This is a genomic window from Anaerolineales bacterium, from assembly GCA_015075625.1.
Lineage (GTDB): Bacteria > Chloroflexota > Anaerolineae > Aggregatilineales > UBA2796 > UBA2796.
In genome coordinates, this window is record JABTTZ010000001.1 from 642,674 (window position 1) to 663,535 (window position 20,862).

The 20,862-nt window shown below is 57.9% G+C and carries 15 protein-coding genes; 10 read left to right on the top strand and 5 right to left on the bottom strand.

Translation table 11 applies throughout. The features are described from left to right. Positions 1-23 precede the first annotated feature (23 nt). A complete protein-coding gene (cax, locus tag HS103_02720; GenBank protein MBE7511716.1) occupies positions 24-1,148 on the bottom strand; it encodes a calcium/proton exchanger in 1,125 nt (374 codons plus the stop codon). A 150-nt stretch (positions 1,149-1,298) separates the two neighbouring features. Here cax and HS103_02725 point away from each other — a divergent pair, with 150 nt between their 5' ends. The 7 genes from HS103_02725 to HS103_02755 all read left to right on the top strand — a co-directional run bounded on the left by HS103_02725 (position 1,299) and on the right by HS103_02755 (position 9,264). Beyond that, positions 1,299-1,976 carry a sortase gene (locus HS103_02725; protein ID MBE7511717.1) on the top strand — a complete coding sequence of 226 codons (678 nt, stop codon included), beginning with the start codon at positions 1,299-1,301 and terminating at the stop codon, positions 1,974-1,976. Beyond that, positions 1,973-3,937, top strand: coding sequence for a VWA domain-containing protein (locus HS103_02730; GenBank protein ID MBE7511718.1), 1,965 nt, complete (start codon positions 1,973-1,975; stop codon positions 3,935-3,937). The genes HS103_02725 and HS103_02730 overlap by 4 nt, the downstream gene beginning before the upstream one ends. A gap of 106 nt (positions 3,938-4,043) precedes the next feature. Then, complete coding sequence (locus tag HS103_02735) at positions 4,044-5,030, top strand: hypothetical protein (GenBank protein MBE7511719.1); 987 nt, start codon at positions 4,044-4,046, stop codon at positions 5,028-5,030. Between the two features lie 53 nt (positions 5,031-5,083). Further along, positions 5,084-5,899, top strand: a complete 816-nt coding sequence (locus tag HS103_02740; GenBank protein ID MBE7511720.1) for a hypothetical protein — start codon at positions 5,084-5,086, stop codon at positions 5,897-5,899. 34 nt (positions 5,900-5,933) lie between these two features. Further along, a complete protein-coding gene (locus HS103_02745) occupies positions 5,934-7,343 on the top strand; it encodes a PD40 domain-containing protein (GenBank protein MBE7511721.1) in 1,410 nt (469 codons plus the stop codon). Positions 7,344-7,691: 348 nt separating this feature from the next. Continuing rightward, positions 7,692-8,777 (top strand): WXG100 family type VII secretion target, encoded by a 1,086-nt coding sequence (locus tag HS103_02750; GenBank protein MBE7511722.1) that lies wholly within the window; start codon positions 7,692-7,694, stop codon positions 8,775-8,777. Between the two features lie 10 nt (positions 8,778-8,787). After that, a complete protein-coding gene (locus tag HS103_02755; protein MBE7511723.1) occupies positions 8,788-9,264 on the top strand; it encodes a hypothetical protein in 477 nt (158 codons plus the stop codon). 96 nt (positions 9,265-9,360) lie between these two features. Here the strand turns inward: HS103_02755 and HS103_02760 are convergent, their stop codons facing one another. The 4 genes from HS103_02760 to HS103_02775 all read right to left on the bottom strand — a co-directional run bounded on the left by HS103_02760 (position 9,361) and on the right by HS103_02775 (position 13,862). Next, complete coding sequence (locus HS103_02760; GenBank protein MBE7511724.1) at positions 9,361-9,858, bottom strand: cupin domain-containing protein; 498 nt, start codon at positions 9,856-9,858, stop codon at positions 9,361-9,363. Positions 9,859-10,301: 443 nt separating this feature from the next. Continuing rightward, positions 10,302-11,969, bottom strand: a complete 1,668-nt coding sequence (locus HS103_02765) for a hypothetical protein (protein MBE7511725.1) — start codon at positions 11,967-11,969, stop codon at positions 10,302-10,304. A 431-nt stretch (positions 11,970-12,400) separates the two neighbouring features. Next, positions 12,401-13,108, bottom strand: coding sequence for a lipoyl(octanoyl) transferase LipB (gene lipB, locus HS103_02770; GenBank protein MBE7511726.1), 708 nt, complete (start codon positions 13,106-13,108; stop codon positions 12,401-12,403). Continuing rightward, entirely contained in the window at positions 13,089-13,862 is a 774-nt protein-coding gene (locus tag HS103_02775; GenBank protein MBE7511727.1) for a dienelactone hydrolase family protein, read from the bottom strand. The genes lipB and HS103_02775 overlap by 20 nt, the downstream gene beginning before the upstream one ends. 149 nt (positions 13,863-14,011) lie before the next feature. On the opposite strand from HS103_02775, the gene HS103_02780 reads away from it, so the two are divergent. Genes HS103_02780 through HS103_02790 form a run of 3 tightly spaced genes read left to right on the top strand, consistent with a single transcriptional unit; the run spans position 14,012 to position 20,784 of the window. Continuing rightward, positions 14,012-14,971, top strand: a complete 960-nt coding sequence (locus HS103_02780; protein MBE7511728.1) for a formylglycine-generating enzyme family protein — start codon at positions 14,012-14,014, stop codon at positions 14,969-14,971. A gap of 23 nt (positions 14,972-14,994) precedes the next feature. Next, complete coding sequence (locus HS103_02785) at positions 14,995-19,653, top strand: protein kinase (GenBank protein ID MBE7511729.1); 4,659 nt, start codon at positions 14,995-14,997, stop codon at positions 19,651-19,653. After that, positions 19,654-20,784, top strand: coding sequence for a tyrosine-protein phosphatase (locus HS103_02790; GenBank protein MBE7511730.1), 1,131 nt, complete (start codon positions 19,654-19,656; stop codon positions 20,782-20,784). Positions 20,785-20,862: the final 78 nt, after the last annotated feature.

Genomic DNA, 20,862 nt, shown 5'->3' on the forward strand with positions numbered 1-20,862 from the left:
ACCCTAGCCTCATCACACCCCTCTTAGTGGACTCCGCCTGTTGCCATTGCTGGCACAAGTAAAAACGCCCACGCAAAGATCAGGTACACTGCCAACAGTGCTGCCCCCTCTAGCCAATTCGATTCGCCATCCATCGCCACAAATGCCGCAATGATGGACGCCACTGCCAATGCCAACAATTCATAGGCATTAAACACAAGCAGCAGCTTATCTTTAAACAGCAAGCTGATAAAGACGAGGACAGGGGCGACAAACAAGGCAATCTGCATACTCGATCCCAACGAGATCGACATGCTCAAATCCATACGGTTTTTCCATGCCACCTGTACGGCAACAAGATGTTCCGCGACATTCCCAATGAGCGGGACGATGATGATCCCGATGAAGAATTGGGACAGTCCCAAACTGTGACCAACCTTTTCCACCGTCCCTACGAGCGTCTCGCTCATAAAGACGATCCCCAATGTTGAGAGGGCAAGGATGATCAGCGCCGTTCGGATGCTCAGCGAGCTTGTGTGGTGGGCTTCTCCGGCGCTGGGGGTGGGGTTGCGCAGCGTGTAGAGAATATACAGCCCATAGAGGACGATCATCACGATTGCCAACCCCTCACTAAAGAGCAGTTCGCGGTTCAGCCCATCGCTGGCGCCGAGGATTGCCGTATCAAACGCAGAAGGAATGGCAAGAATCAAAAAGGCGAGGATCAAAAAAGTGGCATTCACTCCGGCAACATGCTTATCAAAGGTTTGCCGTCCGTTTTTGACGCCCCCAAACACCATACTCAAGCCCATGACCAACAACAAGTTGCCAATCACCGAGCCGATAATCGAGGATTTGACCAGTTCCAACAAGCCTGCCCGCAAGGCGAAAATGGTGATGATCAACTCCGCCGCGTTCCCTAAGGTGGCGTTGATCAAACCGCCTAACCCGGGTCCGAGTTTGGCGGCGACAACCTCTGTCGAACTTCCCACCAATGAAGCGAGGGGGACAATGGCTAAGGCAGCTGCCCCAAAGATCAGCACATCACTCCCGCCGCTGGCACGCAGCACTAAGGCAATGGGCAAAAAGACGAGCAGGACATTGAAATTAAGGATGCTTGAAAGTTTGAAGCCGCCTTTTTGGTCGGCGGGTGTGGCATTTTGTTTCGACATAGCCCCCCTTAGATCAGTACGGTAAAGCGATCATACAGAAAACGCTTGAGCGTGCAACATCTAGACGGTTGTCAGGGATCATCTAGACGCCCTACCCATCGATCCCCCCCGACGCATCATTTATCCTTAGCCCAGAAAGAGAGGCACAGCATGGGACGTATCGGCGGTTCGGGCAAACTCTGGCGGGGCGTCGTCATGATTGGGATAGCCCTTTTTACACTGGGGGCGGGGATGCGTGTCTATGCTCAAATCACCTTGGGGCAAACGATTCAACGCCTTCTTGACGCCCGTCCGCCATCGCCCATCGCCCTTACCGCCCCATCGTCTCAGCCGTTGGCGCTTGCCCCTTCTGCCCCCTCTAGTCTTCGCCTGCCAGAGTACGACCTTTGGAACGTTCTCACCCCTGTCACCGTGACCTATGATGCGGCAAATACCCCCCTATGGGAGACCGCCGACAGCGCGTGGCATGTTCCATCGGGCATACCCGGACAGGCGGGGAGCGGGTTTGGGAATGTCGTCCTTGGCGGACACACCCCCGCAAGCGACCCTGAGGTATGGGCGCGGTCTGTCTTTCGGGCGCTTCCAACGCTCAATAGAGGGGATCAGATCGTCGTTGAGGCTGGAACAGCCCGTTACAGCTATCAGGTTGCGCTAGTCTTTGCCATTCCCGCGGGGGAAGCGAACAACCCCGAAGCTGCCGCTTGGCTTGCCCCCACCGGCGATGAGCGCCTCACCTTGATCACCTGTTTCCCACCGCATACGGCGGCATATCGGGTGATTGCGGTTGCTTTTCCCACTACGTTTACGAACACCGGAGATCTAAGATGAAACCCTATCGTTTTTGGATGGTGATGGCATTGATCGCCTTGATCAGCACCAGCCTGATGCCCCGCCCCGCCCGTGCCGATGGGCTGATGATCTTGGGCGGTGTGTATCGTCAACCGAGCGTGTCCCACATCACCGTGACCATTGAGTCGCGGGTATCCACCACCGTCCTAGAGCAGACCTTCAAAAACCCTAACGATGAGCAGGTGACAGCGCTCTACGTTGCCCCTGTCCCTAGCACCGCGACGATCACAGCCTTTGCCCAGTTGATTGACGGGGTGTGGATTGAGGCGGAGGTGAAAGACAGCGAGGAAGCGAAAAAAGACTTTGAGAAAGCCGCAGAAGAAGGGAAAGATGCCGCCCTTGCCTCTGGCGCATTCGTTTCTATTGACGCCGGAATGACCTTTCGGACACAAGTCGTTTTGCCCGCCAATGCTGAGCGCACGGTGCGCCTTACCTTCAGCGAGGTCTTAATTGGGACCGCTGGCATGACACGCTATACCTACCCCTTAAGCCACTCGCACCTTTCCAGCGAACCGGTGGGCGACCTGATCGTTCAAGTCACTATTCACGAGAAAGACGCGATTCGCGCTGTTTATTCGCCTTCCCACACAAACGGGGTAGAGATCGCCCGCCCCTCAGAGACAGAGGCAGTGGCGCTCTATCGGGCGCAAAACATCGTCCCCGCCCAGGATTTTGAGATCGTCTATACCCAGTCGGCAGACACCTTTGGCTTGAATGTCGCCACCCACCGGAAAACAGGCGAGGATGATGGCTACTTCATCTTGATTGCCGCTCCCCAATTGAACGCCGATCATGCCGAGATCATTGAGAAAGATTTCGTCTTTGTGTTGGATCGTTCGGGCAGTATGCAGGGGGCAAAGTTTGAGCAAGCACGCGCCGCTTTAAAACGGATTTTGGATGCGCTCAACGAGGGAGATCGTTTCACCGTGATCGTCTTTGATAACGATGTCACCACCTATCGTTATGACCTCGTAGGGATCGATCAACGTGACACGGCACGGGCATGGGTTGATCTGTTCCAAGTCGGCGGCGGGACGAACATCAACGACTCGCTGCAAACGGCACTCAAAACAGTGGACAAAACGTCCGAACGCCCTCATATCGTCGTTTTTCTGACCGATGGACAAGCCTCAACGGGCGTTGTAGACACCGCGCAAATCCTGAAGAACGTTCAAACGGAAATCCATAATCGCAGCCGGATATACACGATTGGCATTGGCGATGTAAACAAGCCGCTTTTGGAATCATTGGCGCGTGAAAACCGAGGGCAAGCGCTCTTTGTCGATGCCTTCCAACCGCTGGAAAAACCGCTGGCAGAGTTCTACGCGGCAATTGATAACCCCGTTTTGGTTGATCTTGCCCTTGACTTCGGCGGGATCGAAGTCACCGATTTCTATCCCAACCCACTCCCTGATATGTTCCTCGGTGGGCAGGTGGTCATTGCCGGACGCTACAAAGGCGGCGGGACAACCACCGTCACCTTGCGCGGGGCGATCAATGGCAAACCCTACGAAACACAGTATAAGGACATCACCTTCCTTGACTCAAAGGCGGTGGCGGTCAACGATTCAGAAGCAGCGAAGGCAAACGCGGTAAACAGTTATGTCCCTCGTTTGTGGGCGCAAGAAAAAGCCGATTCACTCGTGCGCCATATGGCCATTCACGGACCCGACGCCAAACTCGTTGATGAGGTGAAAGCGCTTGGCAAGACCTACAAGATCATCACCCCCTACACCTCGTTCGTCGTTGTCAACCCGAACCCTAGCGAACCTGTAGCAGGGCAGCCAGTGGCAGGGCTACCCGGCGTCGGGTTGCCACGACTCGCCCTGCTCTACCGAGATGATTTTCGGGCGCTGAATACGGCGTTGATGATCATTGGGGGGCTGGTGACAGGGTTAGGACTGGTGGGCATTTTCCGGCGGAGGCTGGTGAAACGGTAGTCTAAATCACGTCAGGGGGTGCCCTTGTGGGGCATCCCTACAACCGGTCTTTAGAAGGTTGTTTTGCCATCAAAGCGATGAACACAGTGGCGAGGATGGGCACTCTATGCGCAAACGAAAATGGGTTCTCTATTGGGCATTAAATCCGGTTTACCTTGCCTTTGGGGTGGGGATTGTCGCTCTTTTTACGCTCAGCGGGATCGGCATCTGGGCATGGACACAAAACAAACCCGCTCCCCCCATACCCACTGTCTACAGAGCCGGTGGGGTGAGCGCCCCATCGCCTATCGGTGATGCTGTGATACCCTTTGCCGATGCGCTTAAAGGGGGGAGTTTGGCGGTGGCGCTTCCCGATGGCACGGTGCGCCGTTACACGCCAGATTACCCCAATGGGTTGTCTCTTGCCGGGCTGCGCGGCGATCAGCCGTTCGTGGTGGGGGGCGATTGGGTCATTGCGCCCTGTGTCACGACAACGGCAAAGCTCTGTTGGGCAGACAATGTAGGGATGATCGACTCTCGTGCTACAGAGGGGATTCTTCCCGTCCTCAGCGCCGATCACAAGGCAATTTACAGCTATCTCCAAACGGGGACAGGTTATATCTTGCAGCGCACCCCGTTGGAGGGTAGTGAGGTGGAATCGATATTGACGGTCACGCTGCCCGCCGCCCCCGCCCTTCCCGATCCGGCAACGGGGCGGCTGCTCATTGTTGATCAACAAACACCTAAGAGCGCTGCCTTTTACACGGTTGACCCAAACTGCGTTGGGGATATGGCGTGCAGCGCCTCGGCATGGCAAATCAAGGTGGTGGCGGGGGTGATTGAAGGGGTGGCATGGCATCCAAGCGCAACGGCAATTGCCTTCAGCGAACGGGCTTCGGGAACGATCTACGCCCTCAGCACCGCCAACGGGGCTATTTCGCCCCTCGTCACCGGCGTGTTGGGGGGAGCGTGGCAGCCCGCCTTCAGCCTTGATGGGACGCGCTTGGCGTTCCTTCGGGGGGATGGGCAGCTTGGCATACTCGATGTGGAAACCGGACGCTCAGGGCTGCTTCCTATTCTGGGAACGAGGTTTGTATGGCTGCCACCCTACTAACCCTGCTAAGGCGCACCCTGCTCCGTACCCTATGCATAGGGATCGCTGCGACTGTGCCAGTCGTGAGTGGCGATCTGCGGGCGGGGCGTATCATGGCGGCGAAAGCGGCTGTTTGTTCCAGCGCCACACTAACCCTCGTCCCCCGCGAAGCAGTTTATGCCGATCTCGCCCACGCCCGCGAATGGAATGCCCTCTTTGCCCGCAAATCGCCCTACAGTAATGCGGTGGCGATAGATCGGCAGTTCTTAGGCACATCGGAGGCGCTTGATTATGTCTTTGCCCTTGCCGATGAGATTATCTGTGCCGCGAAGGTTGTTGAGATTCCATCGTCCCTCCTTGCTGGTGTGCTTGCTGCCGCCCTTGATTTTGACTACAACGCCATTGATCGCTTTGTCGATGGGGCAATTGCCTTCGGGTGGGGCGATCCCTTCACCGCCTTTGATGTCAGCGCGGGCTATGCCCAAGTTCACTATCTCCCCCTTCGGCGGACGCTTCTTTCTATGGGACGGGCGTTTTTTTCTTCAACGATTTATGAGGACTTTTACGATCTGATCATCGACGGCGATCAGGCAAACTATCTCCGTTCCGCCTCGCGTTCTACATTGGTAGGGATTCTTTCCGGGGCGGTCATGGTCCGCCATTACACTGATCTGCGCCTAAATGGACGATCCATGGCGACCTTAACGGCGACGGACATGGCGCTCATCTGGACAGCATATCGCGGCGGGGTAAGCGAGACAGCGGCGGATCCAACGCGGAATTATCGGTGGGATGTAAGGCACTATCGCCATGCCGATAACCCCTATCTCTTTGCCGATGCCTTGCTATCGCGCCCCTATTTTGTCTATTTTCAGGCAGTTATGCCCTAATTCTCTAAGTCGTTCATTTGCTACAATCCCCTCTATGAAATCCTCTACTCAGCGTGCCTTTGATCGCCTGGATGTCGCCGCTGGCGGCGCGATGATGCTGCTTGTCCTGTTGATTGCATTCACCGTTCTCAGCGGTGATCATGCCGGAATCGTCTTATTGGAGCGCACCCCTACCGAGTCGCCCGCTGTGACGGAAGCGATTCGCGTCGTTTTTTCCGCTCCGCTGGAGGAAGCAAGCCTTACCGAACGATTCACCATCACCCCTGCCACCGAGGGAACGCTGCACCTCAATGGGGCTGTCCTCACCTTCACCCCAAGGCGGGCATGGCAAGCGGGCATCCCCTATACGGTACGCATCGGGATGGGCGTTCGGGCGCTGAATGGGCGGGCGTTGGTGCGTGAAGAACAGTGGTCGTTTACACCGCGCTCGCCCCGCCTTGTCTACCTTGCGCCTGCCGTCGCCGCTGATGCCGATGCGTTGAATGCCTTGTGGCTGATCGATCCAACGGCGAATGACTCCCCGCGCCGCCTTGCCGTTGGGGTGAACGAATTTCGCCCTAGCCCCGATGGATCGCGGATTGTTTTCGTCCGCGCCGGCGCAGGGGGCGTCTCCGATCTCTACGAACTGAGCATGGCGACGGGGGCAGTGCGGCAGGTGACAAACTGTGCGGCGGTGAGCGCCGCGTGCGGGGCGCCCAGTTGGCACCCCGATGGTGGACGGCTTGCCTACGAACGGCGGGAGTTAAGCGCGGCTGTTCCCGAAACGGATCGGCGCTTTCCCCGTGCGTGGGCGGTTAATCTCCGCGACCTTGCCACTGCGCCGCTGCTGGATAACCCACTTTTCTTGGGCGGAACGCCTTTATGGTCGCCTGATGGAACACGCCTTGCCGTCTTTGACCTCTCTCAATCGGGAATCGTTATTTATGAGGTCAAGACAGGCACCGCGCAGACCATCCCCACCCTAGAGAGCGAATCAGGGTTATATGCCTTTGACCCCAGCGGACGCTATTTCATTTACCCCACTCTAAAAATGTTCGGCGGGCGCTTTACGACGCAGTTGGAATGGATTGATCTGACAGACCGCGCCGCCGGGATTAAAACTTTCAGCGGGGAAAACACACCGCCCATAGAGGATCATCAACCCGCATGGCATCCCGATGGGCAGCGCTTTGCCTTCACGCGGCGGTATATGGACGGCTCTGGGGCAATGACCGCGCAGCTCTACATGATGAATCCCTCAACGGGGGAGGTTGTGCCGCTCGTCGTTGACGCCCGCTACATTCACGGCGCAGAACAGTGGAGTCCGACGGGCGATCAGATTGTGTTCCAGCGCTTCGATCCCAACGATTCGGCTGCCGTGCCGGAAGTTTGGCTTTATACCCTAGAAGGGGGCGAACCGCGCCGCATCGTGCGGGGGGGATTTTTTCCGATGTGGCTGCCATAAGTGCCATAGAATGAATCACTCACCTTACGCACAGCCCCTCACCCCCTAGCCCGCGCAGCGGGAGAGGTGAGATTTTCTTTCGGAGGGGCGCTGCCCCTCCCCACCCTTTTATACAGCTAATCTCAGAGAGAATCACATTGTTTGGGTAAGATAAATGAATCAGGCTGCCGGACTTATGGTAGCCTATGGCGCATTGTCTATCCGTTTAGCAAACCGTAAACGGTTCATCACGAACTTATAACAGTCTCCCAAAAGTAGGTCGCAAATGATCCCCAAATGGTGGTTAGGGCGATCCGTCTAATCCCCGAATGGGTGTACGATCCACGAAGATAGGAGGAAGGGTACACCATGTCGGCACGGAAAATTCAAGCGGATTACGAAAAACTCACAGCGATCTCGTCGCTCTTCAAACGGCGGGTGGAGCAGACCCGCAATTTAACAGCGGCGCTGACCAAGATCACACAAGGGCTATCCGAAGGTGGGTGGATTGGTGAAGGAGGAGTACGCTACCAAAAAGAGATGGGCGATCTCGTTTTCCCTGCGCTTAAGAGGCTTCAAGCCGTCCTTGAGGAAGGGGCAAACGCTACCCAGAAAATTGCCCAAGCCTTTCAAGAGGCAGAGGAGGACGCCGGGCGGCTCTTTAAGGGAGAGGGCATAGGGATGTTAGGGCGGCTGCCTTCGGCGGCAAACCTGACGGGCGATAGCTTCACCACCGAGACGAAAGATGCCGTTGGCGGTTTGTTCACATGGAATACGCAAGCCACACTTACCAGCAGGATTCCCAATGTGGTGAATACGATCACGGCATCCACCGCCGGAAATGCACTGATCACGAGCATTACCAACGCGGGCATGAAATTCACGCTCCCTGGTGGCACAGTGTTGGGGGATGTCAATGCCTCAAACGCGAAATCATGGACGGTGAACTTTGCCGATCTAGACAGTGCCTCTGGAACAACCTACTTCGGGTCTAGGACGATCTCGATTTCCACATCGCGGTTTACCATGCCGGGAAATACCACGATGTTTGCACGCACGCTTATTCACGAAATGCAGCACGCTTATGATAGCAATCAGGGGCGGACGCAAGTCCCTGTGATCAACAGCTATGCCATTCCCAATGCCGGGGCGCTTACTCAACTTCAGACGAAGATTCAAGCGCAGGTGCAAGCAGCAGTGAATACGGAAATCCGAGCGCATACCCGTGAGTATGCCCTGCGCGATGGCATTGCCTACGACGAGACGAACGCTTTCAACACCGCGAATACGAAGTATATTTTGAAGGATCGCGGGTATGGCAGTGTTTATGAAGCCCAACATAACGAGAAGTTCAAGCAGGCGTACAAGCAAAACCCTGCCAACGGCTTGTACAAAGTGAAAGTCCGGGCGGGTGTGGGCGGCGCGGTGGACATTCAAATAACCAAGGTGAAGTAGGAGAACAGGCATGGCAACCTTAGAGATGATGGCAATTCCCGTTGGGGTTGATGTGACTCAGTTTAGTAGTGATGGACTGACCTTTGATTATCCCAGTGAGGCGTTGATCGCTGAATTCCCCGACCCAGAGACACCGGCGATGGCGATCATCGTGGAGACAGAGACAGATGATGATGTGCAAATTGACCTGACCTTTGAGCCATTGGGGGAACAAACAGCCCGTGAGCGAGCAGAGACAGTTTACAAAGCTGGCGCGGATGACGATCCAAACGATCAGCATGTGCCGCCATTTCCACTCATGCTTGGTGGGCTAGAAGGCTGGCGGACGCGCAAATTGTTTTATGATGGGGCCGTGTTAGTGATCGATACGACGTTTGTTGATACAGCCGGGGGGCGCTATGCCATCGAATTGGCAGCCCCGCCGGACGTTTATGCCCAATACCAGTGGGTGCTTGATCTTATGCTACAGACAATGGCTTTTGCCTAAACGTCTTCGTTGGCACTACCCCATTTGCCAAAGGGGGTGATTGCGCAGTGGGCGATCTTAGGGATCGCCCTTATTGGCAGCGCCCCTTGTATCCTATCACCCCTCAGTGGTGGGCGGTGGTCCCATCGTTTCTGTGCCATAGGCTTTTAAGCTGGCGACAATCATCTCCACATTGGGCGGGGCAGTAGGCGGCGGTGGCAGCGTTAGACGGAGGGCAGGTTCGCCCGTCTCGAAAAACCAATTGTCAAGTCCGGCAGGTGTGCCAACGCCAAACCAGCGTGCCGTTTCTGAAAGGATTTGGAAGGTGTGCGGTACATGGCGTGGGATGTAAACAAACGTGCCGGGTCCCCCAATACGGCTTTCCGTCCCGGTGATGAAGCGGATTTCCCCTTCAAGGACAAACCAGAGTTCATCCTCATGAGTGTGGGCGTGCAAAGGAACAGCCATATTCCGATCAGCCAGACCCTCCAGCGCCCAAAACTGTCCGCCTGTTTCTGTTCCTAACGCCTTAAAGGTCAGCAGCGCTCCAAGATGCCAGAGCGCCCGCCCCTGTGTGCCGTTAAGTACAATTGCCCTGAGTTGTTTTTCGTCCATCATCTCACATGCTCCTCGGTGGAATGTATTGAGATGATCATAGGGGATGTGGGCTGAGAAAAAATCGGGGATACCCCCTATTTATACCCCCTATTTTGATCGGGTTACGTGTACGCTGGCGACCTCACCCCCTAGCCCTAGCCCCCCTCAGCCCTTCGTAGAAGAGGGGAAATTAGGGTCTGTTGACGTTTTTGGTTCAGAACCCCTATCCCCCCTGATCCTTTCCCCGCTTGCAGGGAAAGGGGGAGAGAGTTCTTCTCTCTGTTTACGGGGTGGGGGTCAGGGTTTTCAAGCCCCAAAGGGGTGGCTGCTTTCAGCCCGCTGCTTTAGCGGCGGCGGTCACGGACGGCGATGGGCGCAATGCCTAGCGCCCCTACGGGGGTTACACTGTCAATGACGATAGGGTACACCGTTCAATGGCATAAGCCCTGTCGTTTTTAGGCTTAATTTTCCTCAAGACTGGTGCTAAGTTTTCCACTTGCCGAAAATGCGGCGATCTCCGCTCGGCTGCGAAGGTTTAGTTTTTCTAGCACATGGCTCACATGATGTTCGACGGTTTTTGGGCTTATGACCAACCGCGCAGCAATATCGCGGTTGGTCAGCCCTTGTGTGATCAACCCAACGATCTCTAGCTCTCGTCGGGTGAGTATGTTCGGTGTACGAGGCAGCGCCCCACGCCCAATGCCAAGTTCGCGGAGCAACTGGGCAGCCTCAGCCATCTCTTGTTCAGCCCCCACCCGTTCAAAGGTTGCTAACGCCCCTTTTGCCCAGGCAATAGCACCCGCCGGATCGTCTATTTGGAGGGTCTGCGCCATCCTCAACCTAACCTGACCCGCAAGCAGAGATTGTTCGTAAAACTGCAAATGATCCAGCGCCCGATTAAAACTTACTTTTGCCGCCCCAAAATCGCCACGGTGAAGGCTTACCCGCCCTTTGATAAATTCGATTTGTGCTGTGAATAAGGGGCTTTGCGCCTGTGCTGCCATTGCGACAAGGTGTGCGACAAGGCGTTGAACGCCGGCATAATCGCCAAGCCTCAACAAGACTTCAACAAGCAGCAGCAAGGCAGGAAGATGGTGAAGGGTAAACGATGCGGAATCGGGAACGGCTAATTCCAACATCGCTTTGGCAAGGGCTGTTTTCCCTTTTTGTAGCCACAGTCGGGCAAGAGGAACGACAGCAACGGAATGATCCTCCATACCTTGAAGCATGACCTCCGCCTCCTCAAATTTCCCCTGCGAGACTCGCAAATCTGCCAATTTGATGATGGCGTGAATACGCAGCCCTTTATGACCGCGCTCAAATGCATGAATGGCATCTATTAGGGCAGTTTCAGCATCCTGCCATCGTCCCAAGGCAGTCATCAACCCGCCATATGCCGTCCGGCAGTAGGCAGACAGAAAGAAACAGCTATACTGTTCAGCAAACGCGGCGGCGCGGCGACACCACAAATCACTGCGAGTCACATCACCGGCAATCTCGCAGGTGGAGAGCATGAAACAAAAAATTTCGCTGATGATGGTGAACTCAGTGACCTCCCCGCCAGTCGCCATGGTCATCGCTTCGTCCAAACGAGCCATGCCCTCGCCCACCTGACCTAGCGTAACGAGTCCTTGTCCATGTAATGCCAACCCAAAGGCTTCAAGGTTGCTGTTCTTGAACTGCTGAGCCGCCGCGGTTGTTTGGGCTGCAATATCAACCAATTCGTGGGGGGGGGACACCACCGAGGCACGTAAAATGACGAACCACGCTTGTTCCAAACTAGCGGGCAATAACACAAGGAGTTGTTCAGCGCGGGCGAACCATCCTTGCATTGCCGGGACGTTCGCGCTTAGAAAAAGTTGTTCCCGTGCTAGCCAACAGGCAATCAGCGCCGCCTGCCCAACAGACCCGCTCCTTTTAAACCCCATATAGGCGAGGGTGCGCTGATGATGAGCCGCCTCAATTTCATTCAGCCACCAAAGGGCAATCCCAAGCCCATCGTGAGCTTCAGGCATCTCGGACATTTCTAACACATGTTCAAAGGCGGCTTTAGCCTCAGCCCAAGCGGCTCTTTTCAAGGCGGCTACCCCTGCGGTCAGATAATCTTGGGCGGTTTTTGTGTCTGACATAGCCTATCCTGAACTTACGAATGGGCAAGGTTACCTGTCCTAATTATAGGCTGCTGATCCCCTACGGGATCGCTTATGATCCCGACGCTAAAAGGCTTGTCTGGTAAGGAAAAGAAGGTGTCGCCGATGGACAATCCAAGCCAACAACGAAAGGATTGAACCATGGATAGGGCTACCTTCTTCACCGAATTATAGGCGTAGAGGTTACGTCATTGCCCTCATCCCCCCTACCCACCTTCTTCCTTCGGGAGAAGGGGAATCTCATCTTTGAGGAGGCGTCCCCCTCGCCCGCAGCATTTCTCCCCTTTCCCTGTGTAGGGGGAAAGGGGGTAGGGGAATAGGGGTTCTTTAGAAATCACTAGGGTGAGATACTAATTCCCGAACACGCTTTTTAACGGTGGGTCATGGCGCAGACGCGCTGTAGCGCATCCTTACGAGGGGGACTTGCCGCCCTCTGCGGCAAAGATCGCCGCCACAACCGCCGCCGCTGCGGTTAAGGTGGGGGGCTGTTCCAACAGCGCGGCAAGGCTCGTCACCGGCTTGTCGCTGATCCCGCAGGGGACGATCCCCTGAAAGTAGCTGAGATCGGGATCGACATTGAGGGCGAAGCCATGCATCGTCACGCGGCGGGTGGTGACGCGCACACCAATGGCGGCAATCTTCGCCAGTTCGCCCCTCTGTTCCACCCAAACCCCCGTATACCCCGCCAAGCGCTGCCCGTGAATCCCAAAGGAAGCCAATGCCGTGATCAGGATACTCTCCAACCAGCGGACATAGCCAACGACATCGGCGTGAAGCCCATCGCCGCCCGGGGGAAGTTTGAGGATGGGGTAGCCCACAAGCTGCCCTAAGCCGTGATAAGTCACATCGCCGCCGCGATCCACCTGATGAACGGTGATGCCCCGTGCGGCAAGCGCGGCGGGCGAAAGGAGGATGTTCGCCGCGTCGCCCTTTGTGCCGAGTGTGTAGGTGTGGGGATGTTCAACAAAAAGCAAGGTGTTAGGGATCACATCCGCCCCGCGCTGTGCGGCATAATCGCGCTGAAGCGCCCATGCCTCGGCGTAAGCCATCCGTCCCAGATCGATCACCTGGTAGGGCGTTGTTAGGAGGGTCTGACGGTTACTCATTCCTGTCGTCATCGTCCTCATCCCCATCTTCATCAATAATCGCCATGACGGGGCGCGGTGTTGCCTCCAAGTGGGTGACTAAAAATTCCAGCATCCGTGTCCATGTCTTAGCGGTGTATGCCTCATGGTAATCAGGAGAGGTATCGTCCATGAACGCACCCCCCACACCTGGATAGACAAACATTCGCTCCCGTCCGGGGGAATCCTGAATAGCGGCGGAAAATTCGTTGAGGATAGGGGGGGAGATTGCCTCGTCCGCATCGCCATAAAACGCCAACAACGGCGTCTCATTTTGAGGGAGAATGGGCAGCGCCCCTTGCGGATTCCCGCTGATAATGACCGCTGCCCGCAGTCCGGGCGATTTGACCACCGCCTGAAATGCCAGTTCGCCGCCCAACTGCCACCCAACAACGCCGATTTTCCGTGTGCAGCGCATATTCGTTTCCAGCGCCTCCCGTGCGGCGGTGAACCCCCACGAGAAAACGGGGGAATCGCCCACCCGCAGTGCGGCGACATCGGCGGCGGTGGGGGCGTGCGACCCATTGAAAAAATCGGGGATCAGGACGATGAAGCCAATCTCGGCAATGCGACGCACCCATGCCCGCACGGTGGGCGTCACCCCCTGTTCGCTTGGCAGGAACACAATCCCCGGATGTTTCCCGCCGCTGTCGGGGTAAACCCAATAAGCGGGCAAGGTCGATTCCCCCACGACGATGCTGATATTTCCGCCGGTGGTTGGGTACTGTCGGTGGTGTGTTTCAAACATAGCCCCTCCGTTCCCCACAATGTCTGATCTCCATTATAGTATCTTACAGGGTGTGCGCCTAACGAACGAACAACCCATTCGGGGTACAATAGGGTGCGGTCATTCACCTTATGATCGCCGCCCAAAGATGACAGAGAGGACACCACACCATGCGCCGTGATTCACATCAGAATCAACGCCCCCCCACACCTCGGCGGAACGGCGTGCTTTTGGGGGGCAGCCTGATCGGGATCGTGGCGCTTGTCCTTGTGGTATGGATTGCCTTTCGGGGAGGTCGTTCGGATACCTCGCCCCCGTCGTCTCCGACGGCAGCCGTTTCCTCGCCTATCCCGTTGCTTCCCACGCCCGATCTCTCTGCGGCGACGATGATCCCCGCTGGCACAAAGGCATCGTGGGTGGCATTTGTTCAGGAATTCGAGGGCGTGCCGATGGTCCTTGTCCCCGCTGGCTGTTTCATGATGGGCAGCACTCGCTTTGATAACGAACAGCCCATTCATGAAGTATGCTTCGCCGAGCCATTCTGGATCGATCAGTACGAGGTATCGAACGGGCAGTTCAAGGCAAAGGGCGGGCAGGCAGGGCGGGCGAGCAATTGGACGGACGAGGCACTTCCCCGTGAACGGATCACCTGGTTTGAGGCAAAAGCCTACTGTGAATCACGCGGGGGGCGTCTTCCCACCGAGGCGGAATGGGAATACGCGGCAAGGGGTACGGAAAGCCGCCTGTATGCGTGGGGCGATGCCTTTGAGGGTCGCCGCCTGAATTATTGCGACAGGGGCTGCGAGTACCCTTATCGAGACGCCACCGTTGACGACGGGTATTCACACACCGCCCCTGTTGGGCATTACCCTGAGGGAGTCTCATGGGTGGGCGCTTACGACCTCAGCGGAAATGTGTGGGAATGGGTGAGCAGCCTTTACGCCCCCTACCCCTATCAGGCGGATGATGGACGGGAAGCCCCTGGCGAAGAAGGTGGGCGTATTCTTCGCGGCGGAGCCTGGAACAACGGCGACGACAGCGTGCGGGCGGCAAACCGCCTTCGCTACGCCCCCACCAACGAGGACCTTATCGCCGGATTTCGCTGCGCCCGTTCATACCGCAGCCCATAGACCTAAGGAAAGAGACACCTTTTGTGATGGACTTGACCGGAACGGCACTGCGCGGGTACGAACTGAAGGCACAGATTGGAGCGGGTGGCTTTGGGGCGGTCTACCGTGCCTACCAACCCGCCGTCCGGCGCGATGTGGCGATCAAAGTGATCCTCCCCATCTATGCAAATCAGGCGGATTTCATCCGCGATTTTGAATCCGAAGTGCAGCTTGTCGCCCGCTTGGAACATCCGAACATCATCCCCCTTTATGACTATTGGCGGGAGCCGGATGGCGCTTATTTTGTCATGCGTTGGGTGCGCGGGGGCAGTTTGCGCCAAGCCCTTGCCCGCCAGCGCTGGACACCCGCTATGACTGTTCGCCTGCTTGACCAGATCGCTGCTGCGCTTGATTACGCCCACCGCAACGGGATCGTCCACCGCGATCTGAAACCGGATAATATCCTGCTCGATGAGGACGCCAACGCCTATCTTGCCGATTTTGGCATTGCCAAACTGATTGCTGATCTGCAAGACGAGGAGGCGACGAACGTCTTGGTCGGCTCGCCCGCTTACGCCGCCCCTGAACAGGTCTTGGGCGAACCGGTCTCCATTCAGACCGATATTTACAGCTTGGGGATCGTTCTCTTTGAGATGCTCTCTGGGCGGCGTCCTTTTGAGGCGGAGAGCGCCACCGATATTTTGATCAAGCATGTGCGCGAGGTGCTGCCCACCCTGCAAGGGACGAACCTTACCGCTGATTTGGATGGGGTGATCCGGCGGGCAGCGGCGAAAAAGCCCCACATCCGCTATCCCGACGCCCTGGCATTGGCGGTGGATTTTCGACGGGCGGCAGCGGTGGCAATGGGCGGTGAGTCCGCCCTGACTGATGCCCCCCTGCCGCGCACCGATGCCACCAGCCAGCGTCCCAACCTCTCCCCGCCAAGCCTCAGCGAGCAGACGACAATCCTCGAAAGCCCCGAACGGACGCTGATCACCCCTCTCGGCTATGAGGAGGACGGCGATTCCACGCGCCCCGCCACCAGCCGCGAGGCGGAACAAACCGACATGCGCACGTTCGTCCTTCTTACGCCGACGAACCCCTACAAAGGGCTGCGCGCCTTCCAAGAGGCGGATGCAAGCGATTTTTTTGGGCGTGATGAGGTAATCACTGCGCTGACTGCCCGCCTGAGCGATGCCGATGCGGAGGGGCGTTTCCTCGCCCTTGTGGGGGCAAGCGGGTCGGGAAAATCGTCGCTGGCGCGGGCGGGTCTGATTCCGGCGCTGCGGCGGGGGGTGCTGCCCGCCTCGGAACGCTGGTTTTACACCGACATGATCCCGGGCAGCGACCCCTATAACGAACTGGCAGATGCGCTCTTGCGCGTGGCGGTCAACCCGCCCCCCGATCTCCCCGCCGCGCTCTTGGAGGGTGATCGCGCCCTTGTTGAGATCGTCAACGCCGTACTGCCCGATGCTGACTCCGATTTGGTCATTCTGATCGACCAATTCGAGGAAGTATTCACCGTCTGCCCTGATGAGCTGCGCCGCGCCGCCTTCTTGCGGGCGCTCCAAACCGCCGCTCATGATCCCGCCAGCCGCCTGCGGATCGTGATCACCATCCGCGCCGATTTTTATGACCGCCCCCTGCAATACCCCCTTTTTGGCGATCTGCTGCGGCGCACGACGGAGATCATCTTGCCGCTGCATGGCGAGGCATTGGCAATGGCGATCACCGCGCCAGCGCTGCGGGCGGGCTTGACGCTTGAAAGCGGGCTGACAGAGACGATCCTGAGCAGCGTCCAAGCACAGCCCGGAACACTCCCCCTGATGCAATACGCCCTGACCGAACTCTTTGAGCGACGGACGGGAACGCGGCTGACGCTTGCCGCTTATCAAGCCAGCGGGGGCGTTGCCGGCGCGTTGGCGCGGCGGGCGGATGAACTCTACGAGGCGCTTGATCAAGCACGGCGGGCATTGGCGCAATCTATTTTTCTGCGCTTGGTGATGCTTGGCGAAGGGGCAGAAGATACCCGCCGCCGTGCGGATCGGGCTGAACTAACCGCGCTCAGCGAGAACCCGACAGACATTGAGGCGATCCTCGATGGTTACGGAACGTTTCGTTTGCTCAGTTTTGACCGCGACCCCGCCACCCGCGCCCCCACCGTTGAGGTGGCGCATGAGGCGTTGATCCGCGAATGGGGAACACTGCGCGGGTGGTTGGATGCCGGACGGGATGATGTCCGCACACAGCGCCGCCTTATCGCCGCAGTCGATGAGTGGGAGGCGAAGGGTGACGCCAGTTACCTTGCGGCGGGGGCGCGGCTAGAACAGTTTGAGACATGGGCGCAGACGACAAAACTGGGCTTGACCACCCGCGAACGGCGGTTTCTAGAGGAAAGCCAGCGGGAGCAAGCCGAACACCGCGCCCGTGATGCCCGTATTGCCCGCCGCGTGCAAAATTTCCAGCGGACGGCGATCCTTCTGGGGGGGGTGGTCGTCTTAGCCGTGATCGCTATCATCCTTGCCGCACGACAGGCGGCAGAGGCTACCGCACAGGTCGCTCTTGCGGCGGAAACACTCACCCCCGTCCCGCAGACGCTAACCCCCGTCCAACTGACACTGGTGGCGGGCGAACGGCTGATTACCGAAGGGCGCTCAACGGCGACGGCGGTAGCCCTTGCCCGCGCCGAACAAGAGGCGCTCCTTGCCGGATTGCGTTTGGCGGGTATCGCTGGCGACATTCTCCGTGATCCGGCGGGCAGCCCCGAATTGGCAGCGCTTCTCGCCGTCCGTTCGATGCAGCACGCCTATTCCCCACAGGGTGATGGCGTTCTGGTGGGGGCGCTCGATCAGTTATTCATCAAAGCGATTGCCACCCCTCACGATGGGGCGGTGAGCAGCCTCGCCTTCGATGCCGATTACATCAGCGGCGGGCAAGATGGCGTTGTCTACATCCGTCAGCAAGAGAGGCACGAGGCGCTCCCCAACAGCGAAGGTGTCACCGATATAGCCGTCTCTGGCGGGGCAGCGCCCTTCTTGCTGGTGACGGCGAATTCCGGCGCTGTTTACCTGACACACCTTGCCGCTGTTCAGCCATTTATCGAACTTGGTCGGCATGAGGGGGCGGTGTTGGCGGCGGCAATCACCACCGATGGGAGTCTCGCCGCGACGGGCGGGGTGGACGGTCTAATTCGCCTGTGGGACACGGAAAAGCAGCGCGAGATTGGCACATTGGAGGGCGATGCCTTTGGCATTCTGAGCCTTGCCTTTTCCCCTGATGGGAAAACGCTGCTCTCCGGCGGCGTCGGCGGCGAGATCATCGTTTGGGAGGTGGCGACCCAAACAAAACACGCCGTCTTGCGCCAATTCGAGAATCCAATCTTGAGCCTGCGAATGGACACAACAGGAAAGCGCGTCCTTGCCGCCAGCGGGAACGAGGCGTATCTTTTCCGCCTTGCCGATCCGCTTGGCGGAACGGTGTTCAGCGGGCATAGCGATTTGGTGAATGTCGCCCTTTTTGACCCAACGGAACGCGCAATCCTGACCGCCAGCGCCGACAAAACCATCCGCCTCTACGACCTTGAAAGCGGTATTGAACAGCGCCGTTTGCTTGGGCATAGCGATGCTGTCCTCGATATAGTTGTTGAGGGAGCAGAGGTGTTCAGCGCCAGCGCCGACGGTACAATCCGCACATGGGAGTACACGCACCCTTCTGCCCTCGAAACGGCAGCGGCGGTGATCAGTGTAGGCGGTGGGGTGGATGAAACCGGTATTCTCCGCCCCCGTTTTGCCTCAGGAACTACGGTATGGGAGTGGACAGGTAGGGCAGATCGCCCGCCCCTCAGTCGTGATCTATCCGTTCCGGTTGTGGCACTCTCGGCGGATGGTCGCTATGCGCTGAGCAGCGAAGGGGACAGGCTCACCATGTTCGATTTGGGCGATTTAGGCGAGACCGCCCCCAACGTGGTACAGACCTTCACCCTCCCTAGCCAAGCGCAGATCGCCAGTATCGCCATTGGGAGGCGCTACCTTCTGGTGGGCAGCGCTGATCAAAGCGCCTTCCTCTGGGAGATTGCCAGTGGGCGCTTGCTGGTGACGCTCCCTGATCAGGGCGATTGGGTTTCGGGGGTTGCCCTCAGCAGCGCGGAGAATTTCCTTGCCACCGTGACGCTCAGCGGGATGCTGCGCCTCTATGAGGTGAGCCCTGATTCGAGCGATCCGCTCCGCCCGCGGTTCGCCATCCAGACGGAGAGCGCTGCGCTGTGGGCGGTTGCCCTCAGCCCCGATGGAAAGACCACCGCCGTAGGGGATGAGGCGGGGCGCATCCGGCTTTATGCGGCGAAAGATGGCCTGATGGAGCGGGAAATCCTCGCCCATCCTGCCCAAGTGAACACCCTCACCTTCAGCGGCGACAGCGCCTTCCTGATCAGCGGCGGGGCGGATAAGACCGCCGCCGTTTTTCGCCTTTCTGACGGGCGACTTATCCGCCGTCTGAGCGGACATACGGAGGAAATCCTCAGCGTTGTCACCTCGCCCGATGGGGGGCATATCCTTACCGGCAGTCGGGATCGGACTGCCCGCTTATGGGCGACGACGCCCGAAGGCGCTCTGCGGGAAGCCTGTCAGCGTCTCCCCCGTGATTTCACCGCTGCCGAACGCCTTGCCTATGGAATTCCGCCACAGCCGACTTGTGAGAAACGCTAAATGTCGCCATTACGCCGTATAGGAAAGATTGGCGGGGCGCTGATTGCCGGAGGGATTCTGATTGGGCTGCGCTACCTCATCGCCCGCCGTCCGCGCACACCCTACCCCCCACCGGAATCGCTGATCATCCCGCCAAAGGTAGACGCCGCGCTCGAACGAAACGCCGATGGGTCGTTCACCATCCGTTGGGAACGCCCTGCCGCCCAAACACGGGTGTATGTCAGTGCTGACCCCGACGCGGCGGGGCTTGATCAGAGCGCCCCGCTGACTGTTGTCGAAGGGGTAGGGAGCGTTACCCTAACCATCCCGTTCACCGATCAACGCCCTTATGTGGCGCTCTATTTTGATGAGGATGCCCATCCCTTGATCGTCGCGGAGCGAACGCTCCCCCTCGAACGGGGCTACAACTTTCGAGATATTGGCGGCTACCGCACGGCAGAGGGACGCCATGTGCGGTGGGGGAAACTCTACCGCACCAGCCATTTTCACAACCTCAGCGAGGCAGACGCGGCATATTTGGCGCGGTTGGGGCTGCGTTGGGTGTGCGATCTGCGCACGAAACGGGAAATTCACGAGTACCCCGACACCCTTCCCCCCCACGCGGTTGGCGTGCGCCTCCCCCTTTTGGCTGATCACGAACGGGGCTTATCGCCGCGTGCGATTCTGCTCAATTTGCGGCAGTTGGATCGCCTGCTATTAAGGTCTTATACAACGATCATCCTCGCTCATAAAGCAGCTTCCTTCGCCGCCATGTTTCGGGCGTTGGCAGATGTAAGCAACCTTCCGGCTGCGGTTCACTGCACAGCGGGGAAAGACCGGACGGGAATCAGCATCGCCCTGCTGCTGGAGGTTTTGGGCGTCCCTGACGAGACGATCATTGCCGATTACTCGCTAACGAATCATGCTTTTGCAGGGATTCGTGTGGTGGTCGATGAGAACGCCGGACGGTTGAGGGCAGTGGGCTTGCGCCCGGACGATCTGCAACCCCTTTTGACGGCTGATCCGGCGATTATGCAGGAGACGTTGACATTTGTACGCGAACGCTACGGGAGCATTGAGCGCTATCTGACAGAAACCGGTGGGCTTGAGCCGGAGGTCTTTGAGAGGCTGCGGGCGAATTTCTTGCGGTAGGGGGATTGTCTATAAACTCTAAGTACCACCACAAAAGTCCTTTGGGTGAAGAAGGTGGAACAACCGGTGCGCCGATGC

Coding starts and splice junctions, on each gene's coding strand:
- HS103_02735 (MBE7511719.1), top strand. CDS start 4,044: ATGCGCAAACGAAAATGGGTTCTCTATTGGGCATTAAATCCGGTTTAC.
- HS103_02745 (MBE7511721.1), top strand. CDS start 5,934: ATGAAATCCTCTACTCAGCGTGCCTTTGATCGCCTGGATGTCGCCGCT.
- HS103_02790 (MBE7511730.1), top strand. CDS start 19,654: ATGTCGCCATTACGCCGTATAGGAAAGATTGGCGGGGCGCTGATTGCC.
- HS103_02750 (MBE7511722.1), top strand. CDS start 7,692: ATGTCGGCACGGAAAATTCAAGCGGATTACGAAAAACTCACAGCGATC.
- HS103_02760 (MBE7511724.1), bottom strand. CDS start 9,858: ATGGACGAAAAACAACTCAGGGCAATTGTACTTAACGGCACACAGGGG.
- lipB (MBE7511726.1), bottom strand. CDS start 13,108: ATGACGACAGGAATGAGTAACCGTCAGACCCTCCTAACAACGCCCTAC.
- HS103_02780 (MBE7511728.1), top strand. CDS start 14,012: ATGCGCCGTGATTCACATCAGAATCAACGCCCCCCCACACCTCGGCGG.
- HS103_02730 (MBE7511718.1), top strand. CDS start 1,973: ATGAAACCCTATCGTTTTTGGATGGTGATGGCATTGATCGCCTTGATC.
- HS103_02725 (MBE7511717.1), top strand. CDS start 1,299: ATGGGACGTATCGGCGGTTCGGGCAAACTCTGGCGGGGCGTCGTCATG.
- HS103_02755 (MBE7511723.1), top strand. CDS start 8,788: ATGGCAACCTTAGAGATGATGGCAATTCCCGTTGGGGTTGATGTGACT.
- cax (MBE7511716.1), bottom strand. CDS start 1,148: ATGTCGAAACAAAATGCCACACCCGCCGACCAAAAAGGCGGCTTCAAA.
- HS103_02775 (MBE7511727.1), bottom strand. CDS start 13,862: ATGTTTGAAACACACCACCGACAGTACCCAACCACCGGCGGAAATATC.
- HS103_02765 (MBE7511725.1), bottom strand. CDS start 11,969: ATGTCAGACACAAAAACCGCCCAAGATTATCTGACCGCAGGGGTAGCC.